This is a genomic window from Pseudomonadota bacterium (assembly GCA_039815145.1).
Classification (GTDB): Bacteria; Pseudomonadota; Gammaproteobacteria; order Steroidobacterales; family JBCBZW01; genus JBCBZW01.
In genome coordinates this window covers 1-15,010 of the sequence record JBCBZW010000125.1, presented here as the reverse complement: position 1 = coordinate 15,010, position 15,010 = coordinate 1, and the positions used below count along the sequence as shown (strand labels likewise).

The 15,010-nt window shown below is 66.5% G+C and carries 17 protein-coding genes; 12 read left to right on the top strand and 5 right to left on the bottom strand.

Features of this window, described 5'->3' with window-relative positions; all coding sequences use genetic code 11:
- The 12 genes from AAF184_20865 to ptsP all read left to right on the top strand — a co-directional run bounded on the left by AAF184_20865 (position 1) and on the right by ptsP (position 9,971).
- A complete protein-coding gene (locus AAF184_20865) occupies positions 1 to 963 on the top strand; it encodes a calcium/sodium antiporter (protein MEO0424801.1) in 963 nt (320 codons plus the stop codon).
- A gap of 2 nt (positions 964 to 965) precedes the next feature.
- Complete coding sequence (locus AAF184_20860) at positions 966 to 1,955, top strand: KpsF/GutQ family sugar-phosphate isomerase (GenBank protein MEO0424800.1); 990 nt, start codon at positions 966 to 968, stop codon at positions 1,953 to 1,955.
- A 4-nt stretch (positions 1,956 to 1,959) separates the two neighbouring features.
- Complete coding sequence (locus tag AAF184_20855) at positions 1,960 to 2,466, top strand: HAD hydrolase family protein (protein MEO0424799.1); 507 nt, start codon at positions 1,960 to 1,962, stop codon at positions 2,464 to 2,466.
- A gap of 11 nt (positions 2,467 to 2,477) precedes the next feature.
- Entirely contained in the window at positions 2,478 to 3,050 is a 573-nt protein-coding gene (lptC, locus tag AAF184_20850; GenBank protein MEO0424798.1) for an LPS export ABC transporter periplasmic protein LptC, read from the top strand.
- The gene (lptA, locus tag AAF184_20845; GenBank protein MEO0424797.1) at positions 3,047 to 3,796 is read left to right on the top strand and encodes a lipopolysaccharide transport periplasmic protein LptA; all 750 of its coding nucleotides are present in this window, start codon (positions 3,047 to 3,049) and stop codon (positions 3,794 to 3,796) included. Before lptC ends, lptA begins: the two co-directional genes overlap by 4 nt.
- Positions 3,793 to 4,518 (top strand): LPS export ABC transporter ATP-binding protein, encoded by a 726-nt coding sequence (gene lptB / locus AAF184_20840; protein ID MEO0424796.1) that lies wholly within the window; start codon positions 3,793 to 3,795, stop codon positions 4,516 to 4,518. The genes lptA and lptB overlap by 4 nt, the downstream gene beginning before the upstream one ends.
- Before the next feature lie 87 nt (positions 4,519 to 4,605).
- The gene (locus tag AAF184_20835; protein ID MEO0424795.1) at positions 4,606 to 6,096 is read left to right on the top strand and encodes an RNA polymerase factor sigma-54; all 1,491 of its coding nucleotides are present in this window, start codon (positions 4,606 to 4,608) and stop codon (positions 6,094 to 6,096) included.
- 51 nt (positions 6,097 to 6,147) lie between these two features.
- On the top strand, positions 6,148 to 6,474 hold the full coding sequence (gene raiA / locus AAF184_20830) for a ribosome-associated translation inhibitor RaiA (GenBank protein MEO0424794.1): 327 nt from the start codon (positions 6,148 to 6,150) through the stop codon (positions 6,472 to 6,474).
- A 25-nt stretch (positions 6,475 to 6,499) separates the two neighbouring features.
- Positions 6,500 to 6,991 (top strand): PTS sugar transporter subunit IIA, encoded by a 492-nt coding sequence (locus AAF184_20825; protein MEO0424793.1) that lies wholly within the window; start codon positions 6,500 to 6,502, stop codon positions 6,989 to 6,991.
- A 9-nt stretch (positions 6,992 to 7,000) separates the two neighbouring features.
- Entirely contained in the window at positions 7,001 to 7,864 is an 864-nt protein-coding gene (rapZ, locus tag AAF184_20820) for an RNase adapter RapZ (GenBank protein MEO0424792.1), read from the top strand.
- 71 nt (positions 7,865 to 7,935) lie between these two features.
- Positions 7,936 to 8,220: an HPr family phosphocarrier protein gene (locus AAF184_20815; protein MEO0424791.1), complete on the top strand. Its 285-nt coding sequence runs from the start codon at positions 7,936 to 7,938 to the stop codon at positions 8,218 to 8,220.
- Entirely contained in the window at positions 8,217 to 9,971 is a 1,755-nt protein-coding gene (gene ptsP, locus AAF184_20810) for a phosphoenolpyruvate--protein phosphotransferase (protein ID MEO0424790.1), read from the top strand. Before AAF184_20815 ends, ptsP begins: the two co-directional genes overlap by 4 nt.
- Here ptsP and AAF184_20805 read toward each other — a convergent pair.
- From AAF184_20805 to AAF184_20785, 5 genes are all read right to left on the bottom strand, one after another.
- Positions 9,936 to 10,382: a hypothetical protein gene (locus AAF184_20805; GenBank protein ID MEO0424789.1), complete on the bottom strand. Its 447-nt coding sequence runs from the start codon at positions 10,380 to 10,382 to the stop codon at positions 9,936 to 9,938. The two genes, ptsP and AAF184_20805, sit on opposite strands and share 36 nt — an antisense overlap.
- Entirely contained in the window at positions 10,375 to 11,295 is a 921-nt protein-coding gene (locus AAF184_20800) for a hypothetical protein (protein MEO0424788.1), read from the bottom strand. Before AAF184_20800 ends, AAF184_20805 begins: the two co-directional genes overlap by 8 nt.
- Before the next feature lie 210 nt (positions 11,296 to 11,505).
- Positions 11,506 to 12,534: an AraC family transcriptional regulator gene (locus AAF184_20795; GenBank protein MEO0424787.1), complete on the bottom strand. Its 1,029-nt coding sequence runs from the start codon at positions 12,532 to 12,534 to the stop codon at positions 11,506 to 11,508.
- A gap of 50 nt (positions 12,535 to 12,584) precedes the next feature.
- The gene (locus AAF184_20790) at positions 12,585 to 13,628 is read right to left on the bottom strand and encodes a M48 family metallopeptidase (GenBank protein MEO0424786.1); all 1,044 of its coding nucleotides are present in this window, start codon (positions 13,626 to 13,628) and stop codon (positions 12,585 to 12,587) included.
- Positions 13,629 to 13,630: 2 nt separating this feature from the next.
- Positions 13,631 to 14,734, bottom strand: coding sequence for a YjgN family protein (locus AAF184_20785; protein MEO0424785.1), 1,104 nt, complete (start codon positions 14,732 to 14,734; stop codon positions 13,631 to 13,633).
- Positions 14,735 to 15,010 lie beyond the last annotated feature (276 nt).

Below are 15,010 nucleotides of genomic sequence, written 5' to 3'. Positions count from 1 at the left end.
ATCTACTTTGCGGCCGTGATCACTGGCTTCGTCACCCTGATCTGGGGGGCGGACCGTTTCGTGCTCGGTGCCGCCGCCTTCGCTCGCAACCTCGGCGTGTCCACCATGCTGATCGGGCTCACGATCGTCGGCTTCGGCACCTCGGCGCCCGAGGTGCTGGTAGGGGCCATGGCCTCCCTGCAGGGCAATGCGGGCCTCGCCGTCGGCAATGCCATCGGCTCTAACATCGCCAACATCGCCCTCGTGCTCGGGGCAACGGCTCTGGTCGCGCCGCTGGCCGTGTCCTCCCAGACCGTGCGCCAGGAAATCCCCATCCTGCTGTTGATCACCCTGGCCACCCTGGGCCTGTTGCTGAACGGCGAGCTGAGTCGCCTCGACGGCGCGATCATGCTGACGGGGCTGGCCGTGCTGCTCGGCTGGATGGTGCACCTCGGGATGTCGCACACGCCCGAAGACAACCTGCTCGCGGACTACGACGCGGAGATCCGTAGCGACCTCTCCCTGAATGCCTCCGTGGCCTGGACGGCCGTCGGGTTACTGGTGCTGCTGACCGGAGCCCAGGCCCTGGTGTGGGGCGGCAGCGGCCTGGCCGAGGCCATCGGTGTCAGCGACACGGTGATCGGCGTCACCGTAGTGGCGATCGGCACCAGCCTGCCGGAGCTCGCCGTGAGCGTGGCCGGTGCCCGCAAGCGCGAGCATGACCTGGTGCTCGGCAACATTATGGGCTCCAACATGTTCAACCTGTTGGCGGTGCTCGGCATCGCCAGCGCCATCACCCCGATCGACCTCGACCCCACGATTCTGGCCTTCCACTTCCCCTCGATGGTGGTGCTGACCCTGGCCTTGTTCGCCATGTCCTACGATCTGCGCGGCGGACCGGGTCGCATCAACCGCATCGAGGGTGCGATGCTGCTCACAGCCTTCGCCAGCTACCACTACATGGTCTACCGCTCGGCACTGTAGCCATGGACACCGCCGACCCACCTAACGACGCACATATCCTGCACCTGGCGCGCCAGGTATTGGAGATCGAGGCCGACGCCGTGTCCGCCTTGATCGGTCGCGTCGGCGAGCAATTCGTACGCGCCTGTCGCCTGTGCCTGGCGTGTGAGGGCCACCTGATCGTCATCGGCATGGGCAAATCCGGTCACATCGCGCGCAAGATCGCGGCCACCCTGGCGAGCACAGGCAGCCCCGCCTTCTTCGTACACCCGGCGGAAGCCCAGCACGGCGATCTCGGCATGGTGACGTCCTCCGACGTGCTCATCATGTTGTCCAACTCCGGCGAGACGGCAGAGATCCTGGGCCTGCTACCGCTGTTCAAACGCATGGGAGTACCCACGATCGTGATGACTGGCAAGCCCGCCAGCACCATCGCCAAACACAGCGACGCGGTGCTGGACGTGAGCGTCGCTGCCGAGGCTTGCCCGCTGAATCTCGCGCCGACAGCGAGCACGACGGCCACCCTCGCGATGGGCGACGCCCTCGCCGTGACCCTGCTCGAAGCACGCGGCTTCACCAGCGAAGACTTCGCCCGCACCCACCCCGCCGGCACCCTGGGGCGGCGCCTGCTGCTGCGCGTGGGCGATATCATGCACACGGGCGAGGCGATCCCGCGGGTGCGCCTTGGCACCACCTTGCGCGATGCCCTGTTGGTGGTGACGGAGAAGGGCCTGGGCTTGACCACCGTGCTCGACGCCGACGGCACCCTGGTGGGAGTCTTTACCGACGGTGACCTGCGCCGCGCGCTGGACAAGCGCGTGGATCCGCACGCCACGGCGATCGAGGACGTGATGACCGCATCACCCAAACACATCACCGATGACATGCTGGCCAGTGAAGCGGTGCTGCTGATGCAACGCCACCGGATCACCGCCCTGCTGGTGAACGATGGCACCGGTCAGCTGGTCGGAGTACTGAGCATCCACGATCTGATGCGTGCGGGAGTCGTCTGAACCGATGCAGATTACAGAGCCCTTGCGCGCGCAAATGCGCGGCATCGCGGCGGTGGTGTTCGACGTTGACGGCGTCTTCACCGACGGTGGCCTCTACCTCAGCGACGATGGCCGCGAGTCCAAGCGCTTCGACACCAAAGACGGTCTGGGCGTGAAGCGCCTCCTCGACGGTGGCGTGCGGGTGGCGATCATCTCCGGGCGCCCGTCCCCTGCGGTCGCCTCGCGCATGGGGGCGCTCGGCGTCGAGCCGATCCACCTCGGCGTGGGCGACAAGGGGCCGGTCTTCGCCGATGTCGCGGCCAGCCTCGGCCTGCCGGAGACCTCGTGTGCGGCTGTCGGCGATGACCTTCCCGACCTCGACATGTTCGCCCGCGCTGGCCTCACCATCGCCGTCGCCGACGCGGTGGAACGGGTGCGGGCCGCTGCCCATTGGGTGACCACAAGGGGCGGAGGCCGCGGCGCCGTGCGCGAAGTGTCGGACGCCATACTGGCGGCCCGGGCGGGGCACTGAGCGGACCTGTCATGCCGATTCGCCAAATCCTCATCATCACCACGCTCGCCCTGCTCGCCCTGGCCAGCCACTTCGCCCTGCGCCAGCCGGACCAGCAGACGCAGGCGAGCGCACCTAAGGAAGCGGGTTACTACGTGGTCGACGGCACGCTACGCGGCCTTGCCGACAACGGCGACGCCCTGTTCGAGATCAGCGCCCAGCGCGCCGAACAGCAACCGGCGCTGGCCCGTGTGGCCCTCGAAGGCGTCGACGTGACCTACGCCGATGTGCAGGAAATACCCTGGCGCCTGCACGCGGACCGCGGGCACATCAGCGCCGACTGGAAGCTGCTCGAACTGAGCGGCCGGGTGCGCATCGAGGGCACGGACAGCGAGGGCGCCCCCCTCGCCCTGCACACGGACAACTTGACCGTGATGGTCAACGACCGCCGGGCGATCACCCAATCGGACGTGCGGGTGGTGAGTACGCGCGGGGTGATCACCGCGCGGGGCATGACCGCCGACCTCGCCGCCCAGTGGTTCGAATTGGAAACGGATGTGCGTGGCCGCTTCGTGGCGGCCGTCGATTCAGGAGATCTACTTTGACATCGCGAGTTCGACCGCGAGCCGAGCGCCCTGGGCGCGCCACCCCCGTGCTCGCGACGCTGTTGTTGGCGGGCCTGGCGACAACGCCCTGCTGGCTCCCCGCCACACAAGCGCAGGCGCCGGCTCCCGAGGAAGCGCCGCCCACCTCACCCGAACCCGCGCAAACGGCCGCCGAGGACTCGGAGGCCGAGCCCGCCATCCTGGTGGACGCCGCCGACGCCCGTATCGACCGCCGCACCGATGAGCTCATCTTCACCGACATCATCATCACCCAGGACACGCTGAGCGTCCGTGCCAGCCGCGCCGTTGGCACGGGCCTGAGCTTCGAGAGCAGCGACTGGTCCTTCTCCGGCGATGTGCAACTCACCAGCGATGGCGCCCTGATCGAAGCCAGCGAAGCCGTCCTCACCTTCCGCGACAACAAGCTGCAGACCGCCGCCCTGACCGGGGCGCCGGTGACCTTTCGCCGCGAGAGCAAGCAGGTCGCAGGCCGCTTCGCTCGCGGCCGCGCCCAGCGCGTGGATTATGATTTGGCGAATGCATCTGTTCGCCTGAGCGGTGACGCCTGGCTCTGCGAAGACGGCAATGAGATCACCAGCGAGGTGATCGTCTACGACATCGACGCGGAGCAGGTGCTCGCGGACGGCGGGCGCGGCGAGGACGGTCGGGTCAAGATCCTGATCACCCCCGGGTCCGACGCCCAGGATGCGCCGGACTGCAGCGCCGAAGACGCCGGCGCGCCATGAGCAGCCTGGTCGCCACAGATCTGCACAAACGCTATCGATCCCGTCAGGTAGTGAAGGGCGTCAGCCTCGACGTGAGCAGCGGTGAAGTGGTGGGACTGCTCGGCCCCAACGGGGCCGGCAAGACCACCGCCTTCTACATGATGGTGGGGTTGGTCGCCTGCGACGCCGGGCGCATCGTCATCGACGACCAGGACGTCACCCGCCTGCCGATCCACCGGCGGGCCCAGCTCGGTCTCGGCTACCTGCCCCAGGAAGCTTCCGTTTTCCGCCGCCTGAGCGTGGAGGACAACATCATGGCCGCCCTCGAACTGCGCGCCGATCTCACGCCCCAGGCGCGCCGGGAGAATCTGGAGAGCCTGCTCGAAGAACTGCACATCTCACATATTCGAACCGGTCTCGGCGTGTCCCTCTCGGGCGGCGAGCGGCGGCGGGTGGAGATTGCGCGCGCGTTGGCAGCGAATCCACGCTTCGTGCTCCTCGATGAGCCCTTCGCCGGCGTCGACCCGATCTCGGTACTCGATATTCAACGGATAATTCAACAACTTACAGACCGTGATATCGGCGTACTCATCACTGATCACAATGTGAGGGAAACACTGGGCATCTGTCAGCGGGCCTATATACTCAATGCTGGCACGGTTATCGCATCCGGCACGCCCGAGACGGTGCTCGACAACCGGGAAGTGCGCCAGGTTTACCTCGGCGACGAGTTCCGCTTGTAGAGCCACACCTCTCCCGAAGGGCAGCGCCGCGCGTCCCCCGCGCTCGTCTCCCATGTGTTCGCCACCGCAGGTCTCCACCGTTTCCGCATGCTGAAGCCCTCGATTTCCCTCCGCATCGGTCAGCAGCTGACCATGACGCCTCAGCTGCAGCAGGCGATTCGCTTGTTGCAACTACCGGTGGCCGAGCTGCAGTCGCAACTGCAGGAAGCGCTGGAGAGCAACCTCATGCTGGAGCAGGTGGAAGAGCACGCCACCTCGGCCAGCGAGAGCGCGCAGAACGGTGCTGACAACACGGCCGACGAGGCGCCGCGGGAAGCGGAGGCCTCCACCGCAGCCAGCGACGAGCCGGTGGTGGTGAACGAGGCACCGGACGATGAGAATTGGCTGGAGCCGGCCTTCACCGGCACCCCGGGCGAGGGCAGCGGCCAGAACTGGCAGGACGATGGCCGCTCGATGGAGTTCGCCGACCCTGAGGGCGGCTCGCTCACCGAGCACCTGCTGTGGCAGCTGAACCTGGAAGATCTCACGGAACGCGAGCGCAAGCTGGGCGAGGCGATCGTCGACGCCATCGATGACGACGGCTACATCGGCGAGTCCCTGGAGGTCATCGCCCACGCCGTCGACCGGGACCTACCCGAGGGCGAGGCGCCGATCGATGACAAGGCAATGGAGGTGGTGCTCCACGTCATCCAGCGCATGGACCCGACGGGGGTGGGCGCCCGCGACCTGGCCGAGTCGCTCACGATTCAGCTCATGTCGATCGCCGGGGATACGCCGGGGCGCGAGGTGGCCCTGCGTATCGTCGAGAACGACCTCGAAACCCTCGGCAATCAGCAGCTCGCCGCCCTGCGGCGCAAGCTCGGCACCAGCGATGAGGAGCTGGCGCTGGCCGTCGCCCTGATCCGCTCCCTGCAGCCGCGCCCCGGCGCTGCGGTGCAGCCAGAGCGCTCTGACTATGTCGTGCCAGACGTCTATGTACGCAAGCTCGGCGACCGCTGGGTGGTCGAGGTCAACCCCGGTTCCCTACCAAAAGTCCAAGTAAACCAGACCTATGCCAGCATGCTGGGCCGCGGCAGCGACCACACGGCGCTGAAGGCCCAGTTACAGGAAGCGCGATGGCTGGTACGCTCGTTGGAAATTCGCAATGACACGCTGCTGCGCGTCGCGACGTGCATCGTCGAGCGCCAGCACAAGTTTCTGGAACAAGGCGACTTCGCCATGCGTCCAATGGTGTTGCGAGACGTGGCTGAGGCGCTGGACATGCACGAGTCGACCATCTCGAGGGTCACCACCAATAAGTACATGCACACGCCGCGAGGTGTCTTCGAGTTCAGACACTTCTTCTCTAGCCACGTAGGCAAGGAGGGGGCTGAGCACTCCTCCACCGCCATCCGCGCCATGATTCGCAAGATGATCGCCAACGAAAACCCGGAGAAACCGCTTAGCGACAACAAAATCGCCCAAACGTTGGTGGATGACGGTATCGACGTCGCCAGAAGGACGGTAGCCAAGTACCGCGAGGCCATGTCCATCCCCTCCTCCAGCGAACGGAAGAAACTGCACCTTCGACAGTTGTAAGGTGCCCGTCATGTCGAAGCATGGCGGTATATCTTGCCAAGGAGACGCCTCATGCAAGTGAAAATGACCGGTCATCACGTGGATATCACCGATGCCCTTCGCGACCACGTCAACTCGAAGTTGACGAAGCTCGAACGGCACTTTGACCACATCGTCGACGTTCAGGTCACCCTGACCGTGGAGAAGAACCGGCACCGTGCAGAGGCAACCTTGAATTTGGGCGGCGGACTAGTCCACGCCGAGAGCGAAGAAGAACAAATGTACGCAGCGATCGACCTACTCATCGACAAGCTCGATCGCCAAGTACTGAGGCACAAGGAAAAGTTGACGGACCACCATGCCAAGGAAGCCCACAGACAGCGCCTCGCCGAACAATAGCGATAGCCAGGCCAGCTGCCAACCCGTGAGTCGATTCGCTGAGCTACTAGCGCCGGCGCGGGTGCTGTGCAACGTCGAAGCGCGCGGCCAGAAGCACGCCTTCGAAATATTGAGCGAGCTGCTCGCCAACGCCGATCACGGGATCGGCTCGAGCATCATCTTCGACGCCCTGATCCAGCGTGAGCGCCTCGGCGCCACGGGCCTGGGTCAGGGCGTTGCCCTTCCCCACGGGCGCGCCGATGAGCTGGAGGGCACGGTTGCGGCCGTCCTCAAGCTGCGCGAACCGATCCCCTACGACGCGCCGGACGAGCAACCGGTGCATATCGTGTTCGGCCTGCTGGTGCCGCGCGATGCCACAGACGGCCACCTGGGTAACCTCGCCCACGTCGCGCGCACCCTGCTGCGGCCCGGGTTTCTCGACGAGATCCTGGCGAGCCCGTCCTCGAGCGCCCTGCATCAGCTGTTCCTGGATGCCGACGACGATGCCCTCGCCGCGGCCGCAGGGGACGGGAACTGAGCCCCGCCCATGCGCATCATCATCGTGAGTGGCCTCTCCGGCGCAGGCAAATCGATCACCCTGCACATGCTGGAGGACTTGGGGTACTACTGCGTAGATAATCTCCCCGTCGCCCTGCTCGCAGGCTTCGTCGAGCACACTCACAGCAACCTCACCCACGGCTTGTTCGAGCGCTGCGCCGTGGGCGTCGATGCGCGCAACCCGCCGCAAGACATCGCCGCCGTGCCCGAGGTGGTGGCGCGGATCCGCGATCGTGGCATCGACTGCGACGTGATCTACCTCTCCGCGGCCGAAGAGGCGCTCATCAAGCGCTACAGCGAGACCCGTCGACGCCATCCCCTCACCAACGATGGCCACGGCCTGCGCGACGCGCTGGCGCGAGAGCACGGCTTGATGCTGCCGATCAGCTCCCTCGCCGACCTCATCATCGACACCACTCACACCAACGTGCATCAGCTGCGCGAGCTGGTGCGCGAGCGTATCGACCAGCGGGCGAGCACCCGCCTGTCGTTGCTGTTCCAATCCTTCGCTTACCGCAACGGTGTGCCGAGTGATGCGGACTTCGTGTTCGACGTGCGCTCCCTGCCAAACCCCCACTGGCACCCCGACCTGCGGCCGCAGACAGGCCTCGATGAGCCCGTGCGAGAGTTCCTCGATGAGCAGCCCTCCGTGAACAAGATGTTCGACGACGTGCGCGGCTTCCTCACCCAGTGGATCGGCGACTTCGAGAAGACCAACCGCAGCTACCTCACGGTGGCGATCGGCTGTACGGGCGGCCAGCACCGCTCGGTCTACATGGCGAGCCGACTTGCACGGCATTTCAGCGATCGGTATACCAATGTACTGACGCAGCATCGGGAGCTTCCCGGCTGACGGCACGCGCCTCCACCCCCATCCCCGGCGAGTGACCGAGATACCGCTGCCACCGCCTGCAGGGGAGGAACATGGCCGTCGTCGTACGCAATGTGGTCGTCAGTGACCCTCGCGGGCTGCACATGCGCCCGTCGAGTGCCATCGCCGAGGCAGCGCGCGGCGCCGAGGGCAGCACGATCACCCTGCACTACATGGGGCGTAGCGCCAGCGCCACCAGCGTGCTCAGCCTGATGATGCTGGCCGCCACCCAGGGCGCGGAGATCGAGATCACGGCCGAAGGTGAGCGCCCCTGCCAACCTACGGTCGAGCGGATCTGCCAGATCCTGCGCACCACCCAAGTGGGTTCCCACGAATGAGCGCCACCGCCCGCGGCAGCGGCGTCTCGAGCGGCATCGTGATCGCGCGTGTACGCCTGGAGAGTGCCCTGGCCGCGCGCACCGCCAACTTCGGCACCGCCCTCACGCCCGGCGAGGAACGCGACCGCCTGGACCAGGCGATTCGCCAGGTGGTGGCGAGCTTCGAAGCCGCCGATCAACATGCACGGGAGTGGCCCCTCGAGGTGCGTGCCATCGTCGATGGCCATCGCCACATCCTCGAAGACGAGGCCTTTGCCGAACCTATCCGTTCGCTGATCGAGAGCCGCCAGTGCACGGCGGAGGAAGCCCTCCTCACCCACGAAGAAGAGGTGCTCGACGCCCTCGAGCGTATCGACGACCCCTACCTGGCGGCCCGCCGAGACGATCTCGAGAGCCTGTTCGGCAAGGTCCTGACCATGCTCAGCACCCAGCGCGAGGCAGGCGCCGAGGAGGCATCCCCAACACGCGGCGCCAGCGAGGAGGCCGCGTACGTGCTGGTCTGCGCCGACCCAGCCCCGACAGATCTGCTGCTACCGCGTAGCGGCACGCTCACCGGCCTCATCTCCGAGCGCGGCGGCCAGCTCTCGCATACCACCATCGTGGCGCGCAGCCTCGGCCTGCCCTACGTCGCCGGCCTCGCCGACGCTACCCACACGCTTCGATCGGACCAACTGGTGATCGTCGACGGCGGCGCCGGCGTGGTCATCACCGATCCCGACCCGCGCACCCTCGTCGTCTACCGCGAACGTCAGCAGCTGGAACAACGGCGCAAGCGCTCCCTGCAGAGCGCCCCCGCGCTCGCCGGCCCCGTCGCCACCCGCGATCGGATCGGCGTGGAGATCATGTCCAACGTGCGCGGCCCCGGCGATCTCACGGCCTCACGGCGCCTGCAGGTGGACGGCGTCGGCCTCTACCGCACGGAGTTTCTCTACGCCAACCGCGACGACCTGCCGAGCGAGGAGGAGCACTACAACAGCTACCGCCTGCTGGTCCAAGGCATGGGCGGCAGCACCGTGACCATCCGCACCCTCGACGCCTGCGCCGGCCCCCAGCTACGCTCCCTGGCCAAGCACCTGCCGCGCACCAACCAACCGGCCCTGGGACTGCGGGCGATCCGCCTGTGTCTGCAGCACCCGGAGCTGTTCGCCCCGCAGATCCGCGCGCTGCTCCGCGCTGCCTGCCACGGCCCCCTGCGCATTCTTCTGCCGATGATCGCCACGCCCGCCGAGCTGCGCGCCGCCCTCGCCTTCATCGACGACTGTCGCGAAGCCCTGGACCGTGAAGGGACAGCGCACGAGGAGAACGTCCCCGTGGGGGTGATGATCGAGGTACCCGCCGCGGCCATGTGCGCGCGTACCCTCGCCCGCGAAGCCGCGTTCCTCTCCATCGGCACTAACGATCTCATTCAGTACACGCTGGCGATCGATCGCGACGACGACGCCGTGCAGTCCCTCTACGAGCCTGCCCACCCCGCCGTATTGCGTCTGATCCGCGACACCTTGGCCGCGGGTGCCGCCGCGGGCACGCCGGTCGCCCTGTGCGGTGAGATGGCCGGCGATCCGCGCTTCACCCGCCTGCTCCTGGGGCTCGGCCTCACCCACTTCAGCATGAGCCCCACGGCGATCCCCGAGGTCAAGTGCATCGTGGCGGAGACCAACGTCACCCAGGTGCGCGCCCAGGCGCTGGCAATCGCCGAGTGCGACTGCCCGGAGGAATCACAGCACCTGCTGGCCGTGCTCAACGCCGACTGATTCCGCCTCACCCACCGTCGCATCGCGCAGCATGCCCTGGCGGTGACCGAAGTAGTCGTGGCAATGCGCCTGGCGCTGGGCCCAATCGCGCAAGTCATGGGTGTGGATCATGCCCCTCGGCCCCGCCAAACCCACCAAGACGCCCAGCCACACGAGCAGGTATTCCATGAGCTTATGCGTCTCGTAGCTGCGATGGATGAGCAACCGATGCATGCCGAGGGAGTGCCCCAGGCACAGGGTGAGCGCGGTGGTCACGGTGAATACCAACAGCGTGTCCAGACTGAAGGTGAGATAGCCGCCCACGAGTGCGATCAGCGTCATCGACGATAACCACAGGGACTGTACCGGCGACCAGCGCACCATGGCGGCACTCGCATCGGCACCTGCTCCGTCCATTCGCCCCTCAGCCATCGGTCAACACCTCTTGGATCAGGTGGCCCGCCATACGCCGCACGGCGTAGGCCTCCAGGGGGCCGAAGTACCAGGCGGGGCTCAACTTGCGATCGAAGTCGACGGTGATCGTCACCGCCGTCCGGCCGTCGGCCCGCGGCGTCATCTCGAGCACCAGCTCGTGCACGGCCAGGTACTTGGCGAGGTAGCTGGTGTCGCTGACGAGCTCCGCGGCGATGCGCGTGGGGTCGGACTCGGTGATGCGCAGGATCGTGGTGCCCTCGTGTGTATTGGTGAAGAACCAGCGGTGGTAGCGGTAGTGCACGCGGTGGATCGCCCCCACGCGCAGATCGCCTGTCTCCACTGCATAGGGCATGGGGAAGAGGGCCAGCACCGGGTTGCTGCTGGCATCGACCGAGGTCTGGTTCGCCAGGTTGGCGCGAATCTCACCGGGGGCTAACGACACCACCCGCGTGGCCGCCACCACCGCATGGGTGGGCATGGTCAGTGACGGCGTCACCCCTTCCACCGACGCCAGGAGCAGCAACACCGGCAACAAGCAGGCCCGCAGGCGTCGCTCGCGGGAACGGGCGCTACGCACCCACCGGATCAACCAGTACACGACGGTGATCACGAGCAGGTAGATCGGAATGAAGAAGAGCACGCAGAGGAAGCCCTCCTGCAGCACGAGCGAGGTGGAGAAGAAGATCCACAGGGAGGTGCGCACGAGCCAGCCGTAGGTGGGTGCCAGGCCGGGCTCGCGCGGATTCAGGGTGAAGACGAGGAGGGCCGCCGCGATCAGGTAGGGCACGCCGACGTACAACATGGCGCTGTCGCCGATCCGGATGCGCCAGAGCAGGGTGATGAGCACTGCGCTCAGCACCGTGAGCGCTAGCACGAGGATGGCCGTGCGATTGCGCAGGCGAGCCAGCAATGGGTTCCGCCGGGGCGCTGTCGAAGGACGCTCGAGTCGAGTGGGGGGATACACGTTGAGGGACCGTTTCGTGGCGAGCCAGCCCACATTGAAGCGACCGCTCCGGCGTCGGTCCTCCCAACTTACGATGCGAGATCTACTTTCCGATAACCCTACGACAATCAGTCGCTAACGGACCTCCAAGATGATAAGTCGGAAAGCGAAGGGCGCTCAGGACGCGGCCTCGCGGGGCGTCTTGCGGTACTGTCCAGGTGACAGTCCCGTCTCCTGCTTGAAGGCGGTGTAGAAGGTGGACTGGGAGGAGAAGCCGGCATTGAGACCGATCGATAGCACCGACTCACCCGGCTGCGACATGAGCGACGCGCAGGCATCCGCCACCCGTTGCTTACGCAGGTAGCGGGCGAAGCCCATGCCCACCTGCTGGTTGAGTAGCTCAGAGGTCTGGTGTGAGGACAGCTGCAGCTGATCCGCCAGCGCGGCCAGGTTGAGCGTCTCGTCCCGGTACAGGTGTTCCTCGCGCATGAGGCGATCGAGCTCGCGGAGCTTGCTCGCCACATCCACGTTGCGCAGGGTCGAGTTCGCCTGCGCCAGGACCAGCGCCTCTTCGGCCCGGTTGAGCAGATCCGGATAGCGTACGACCAGCAGCAAGGCCGGCAGGAAGCTGGCGCCGTTGAGGATGGCGAACACCGCCACGTACACGCGCTCGTCGATCCACGGCAGGAGCAGGCCCAGGAGCAGGGTCATGCCAGAGATGATGAACAGGATCACCAGGGCCGTGAGCTCGGCCGTGAAGCGCCGTCGCTGACTGCGCAGCACGAACAACTGCGCAGCGATGGCCAGGAAGTACCCGGTGCCGATCACGAAGGCGACGAAGAACATCACCTGCCCCGGCGCGATCGCCCCGATCACCGGCGGCACCAGCGCGGCGTAGGCCCACCGAGGCCACGACCGCTCAGGCCGCAGCACGGCGCGGCAGAAGCAGAAGAACAGGGCACCGGTGCAGAAGATGCTGGCGATGTAGAGCGACGAAGACCAGACCCTGAGATCACCGACCAGCGCCCAGTAGTGCAGTCCCTGCAGGACGCTCAGGTTGCCGAGCAGTGCCAGGCCGAAGCGCCTCGCCCAGCGTCGTTCCGCGTAGAGATCGCTCGCCAGGTGGCCGAGGGCGAGCACCAGCGTGCTGAACCAGGTGATACCGATCGCGAAGAGAGCCAGTTGGTCGAGGACGCCGCCATCCATGGCCCTAGCTTAGCCTGCGGGGATCGCCTGCGAGCGGCAGGAATCTCGCCCTAGGGGTTCGGGGTCGCCTCGCGCGCCGAGGATCGCGCCGCGCGCCGCGCGGCCGGCGGGTGGGAGGACAAGTACCCCATGTCGGCCCCTCCCAGGCTCTCCTCCAGACGCACCAGCAAGGTGCCCAGCGCGACGGGATCCCGACCCGTATCGATCAGGTAGGCCGTCGCGAAATCGTCCGCGGCGGTCTCGAAGCGACGCGAGTACGCGGCGTTGGCGAGCACCGCCGGCGCCGTCTCCACCAGCACGTTCATGCCCGCCGCATCGCCCGTCAGCACGCCGACGAGCACGGTGATACCGGCGCTCTGGATCACCCCGCGCAGGCTGTGGCGATGGATTACGTGGCCGACTTCGTGCGCCAACACGCCGACCAGCTCGTCCTCGGTCTGCGCCATCGCCACCATCTCGTCGGTAATCACCACCACCCCGGACGGCAGGGCCAGCGCATTCGCCCCGATCCCCTCCTCCTCATCCACCGGGTGACCGGCACGGAACAGCAGTTCCATGGCCCGCGGCTCGGCGGCGTACGCCACCACCTCGTCGAAGAGATCGCGGATCCGCTCGCGCTGCCCGTCCGGCAGCTCGCTGGGCGAGAGCCACTCGCGATCCAGAAATGCCAGGGCGGCGCGTCCGATCTGCTGGTCGTAGGAAGGCGGCACGACCTTCGAGGCACCCCACGCCAGGGCGGGCAACCCCTGCCAGACAAATCCCGCCAGGAGCAGCATGACGCTCGCGAGGGCGACCATCACCGGCCCGCGCTGGGATTCGAGGGCGTGCAACCAGCCGCCACCATCACCCAATACTCTCTCCAGCTGCGCGAGCACCCGGTGATCGGTCGACTCCAGGCGCCCGCCCGTGGGCAACGCGACCACGCGCGGTGTGTTGCCCAAGCGGCTCTCCATCTCGAGGCCCTCGAGGGGAAAAGACTGGCGGAAGCCGGCACCGGTGATGGTGAGCTGGTAGAGCTCCTCGTCCACCCGCGCGATCACGTCCTCCGCCACGGGGCGGTCGCCGGCGAAGTAGCGGGCGGCGAACTCGATCATGACTACAGGCCGAAGTCGAACTCGACGTCGAAGGCCTCGCCCACCTCTTGGCCGATCGCCGAGGTCTGCGCCGAACGCTCGGCAACCACCCGCTGGATGGAAGCCTCATCGATGTCCAGGGCGATACGCTCTAACTGGTAGCGCGCGGCGCGCACCTTGGCCCAAGGCAACGCCAGACCCAGGGTGATCAGGATCACCAGCGTATTGCTCACGTAGAGCCACATGACGTCGCGCGCGCGCACGCGCACGCTGAAGGGATGACCGTCGAGGGTGGTGGTGCCGAGGCCGAGCTTCATCGAGCGCGCCATGAAGTAGGCACCGGCGAGGGTGTAGCCCAGCAACAGGACCACGTAGGCCGGTGCCAGGGCTAACGCGAAGGCTGCACTCGGCTCCTCACCTTGGGCGGGAAGCGACTCGCTGACGAACATCATGCTGACCGCCATCATCACCATCATCCCGATGATGCCGAGGACGGTGAGTCCGATCATCATCCAGTACATGCCGAAGTACGGGCCGGAGCGCGTGTCGAAACGAAACGGCAGGCTGCCAAAGCGATGGTTGTCGAGCTTCCAGCGCGCCTGGCGATGAAAGGAATACGGCATTGCAAGACCGAGGGAGAGCGCACCGAGGATCGGCCAGCCCACGAAGGCCAGGTAAGCTTCGCCCAGCCCACCACCGTGGAAGGAGAAGCGCACGTTACGGTAAGAGGAATTGCGCGCGTTGAAGCGCGCGCCCTTCAGCAGCAGCCACGGCGTCGCCAGGAAGATCAGCGCCAACGGGATCAGTTCGAAGCCCGGCGCCAACCAGGCCGTGGCCAGGTAGACGCCGCCGAGCGCTGCGCCGATGAGCCGTCCGATGAGGATCGCCGTTGGCCTGGCGTGGTAGTCGAAGCGTTCGCCAGCAAAGCTCGTGTGTCGGTAGAAATAGCGACGCGTGCGCACCTTCGCCCAGGCTGAATAGATCCCGAAGGTCACCACCGTGAGCAGGAGGTTGACGATCCAGATGCCGAAGTACTCGCCCGTGGTGCCGCTGAAGCGAAAGTGCTGAGCGGAGGTGGGGCCGGGCACGGCGGCGGCGGCACCAGCGTCGAAGGTGGTGGAACTCATCGAGCGATCCTTGGCTTAAGCAATCCTTTGGGCGCTCGGATTTAGCCAGCTCTCACCGAGAGTGTCCAGGGCGCGGCGTCATGCGTTGGCGCATCTCCCATATCGATTTGACCATATCCAGCAGCGCTTCCGTGCGCCGACGGCCGCCTAGCGCGGACGGGTTGTGCGGCGCTGATTCGCCACCAGCTCCTCCAGCCTTTCGATCGCACTCGGTGCAGTGGTGGCCACCGCATCGACGTCGACCAATACCGACAGATCCGGCACCTCCTCCGCGAT

Bases quoted from the DNA above. Each gene is read 5' to 3' on its own strand.
- AAF184_20860 (MEO0424800.1), top strand. From the start codon at position 966: ATGGACACCGCCGACCCACCTAACGACGCACATATCCTGCACCTGGCG.
- AAF184_20855 (MEO0424799.1), top strand. From the start codon at position 1,960: ATGCAGATTACAGAGCCCTTGCGCGCGCAAATGCGCGGCATCGCGGCG.
- lptC (MEO0424798.1), top strand. From the start codon at position 2,478: ATGCCGATTCGCCAAATCCTCATCATCACCACGCTCGCCCTGCTCGCC.
- lptB (MEO0424796.1), top strand. From the start codon at position 3,793: ATGAGCAGCCTGGTCGCCACAGATCTGCACAAACGCTATCGATCCCGT.
- AAF184_20835 (MEO0424795.1), top strand. From the start codon at position 4,606: ATGCTGAAGCCCTCGATTTCCCTCCGCATCGGTCAGCAGCTGACCATG.
- raiA (MEO0424794.1), top strand. From the start codon at position 6,148: ATGCAAGTGAAAATGACCGGTCATCACGTGGATATCACCGATGCCCTT.
- rapZ (MEO0424792.1), top strand. From the start codon at position 7,001: ATGCGCATCATCATCGTGAGTGGCCTCTCCGGCGCAGGCAAATCGATC.
- AAF184_20815 (MEO0424791.1), top strand. From the start codon at position 7,936: ATGGCCGTCGTCGTACGCAATGTGGTCGTCAGTGACCCTCGCGGGCTG.
- ptsP (MEO0424790.1), top strand. From the start codon at position 8,217: ATGAGCGCCACCGCCCGCGGCAGCGGCGTCTCGAGCGGCATCGTGATC.
- AAF184_20805 (MEO0424789.1), bottom strand. From the start codon at position 10,382: ATGGCTGAGGGGCGAATGGACGGAGCAGGTGCCGATGCGAGTGCCGCC.
- AAF184_20795 (MEO0424787.1), bottom strand. From the start codon at position 12,534: ATGGATGGCGGCGTCCTCGACCAACTGGCTCTCTTCGCGATCGGTATC.
- AAF184_20790 (MEO0424786.1), bottom strand. From the start codon at position 13,628: ATGATCGAGTTCGCCGCCCGCTACTTCGCCGGCGACCGCCCCGTGGCG.
- AAF184_20785 (MEO0424785.1), bottom strand. From the start codon at position 14,734: ATGAGTTCCACCACCTTCGACGCTGGTGCCGCCGCCGCCGTGCCCGGC.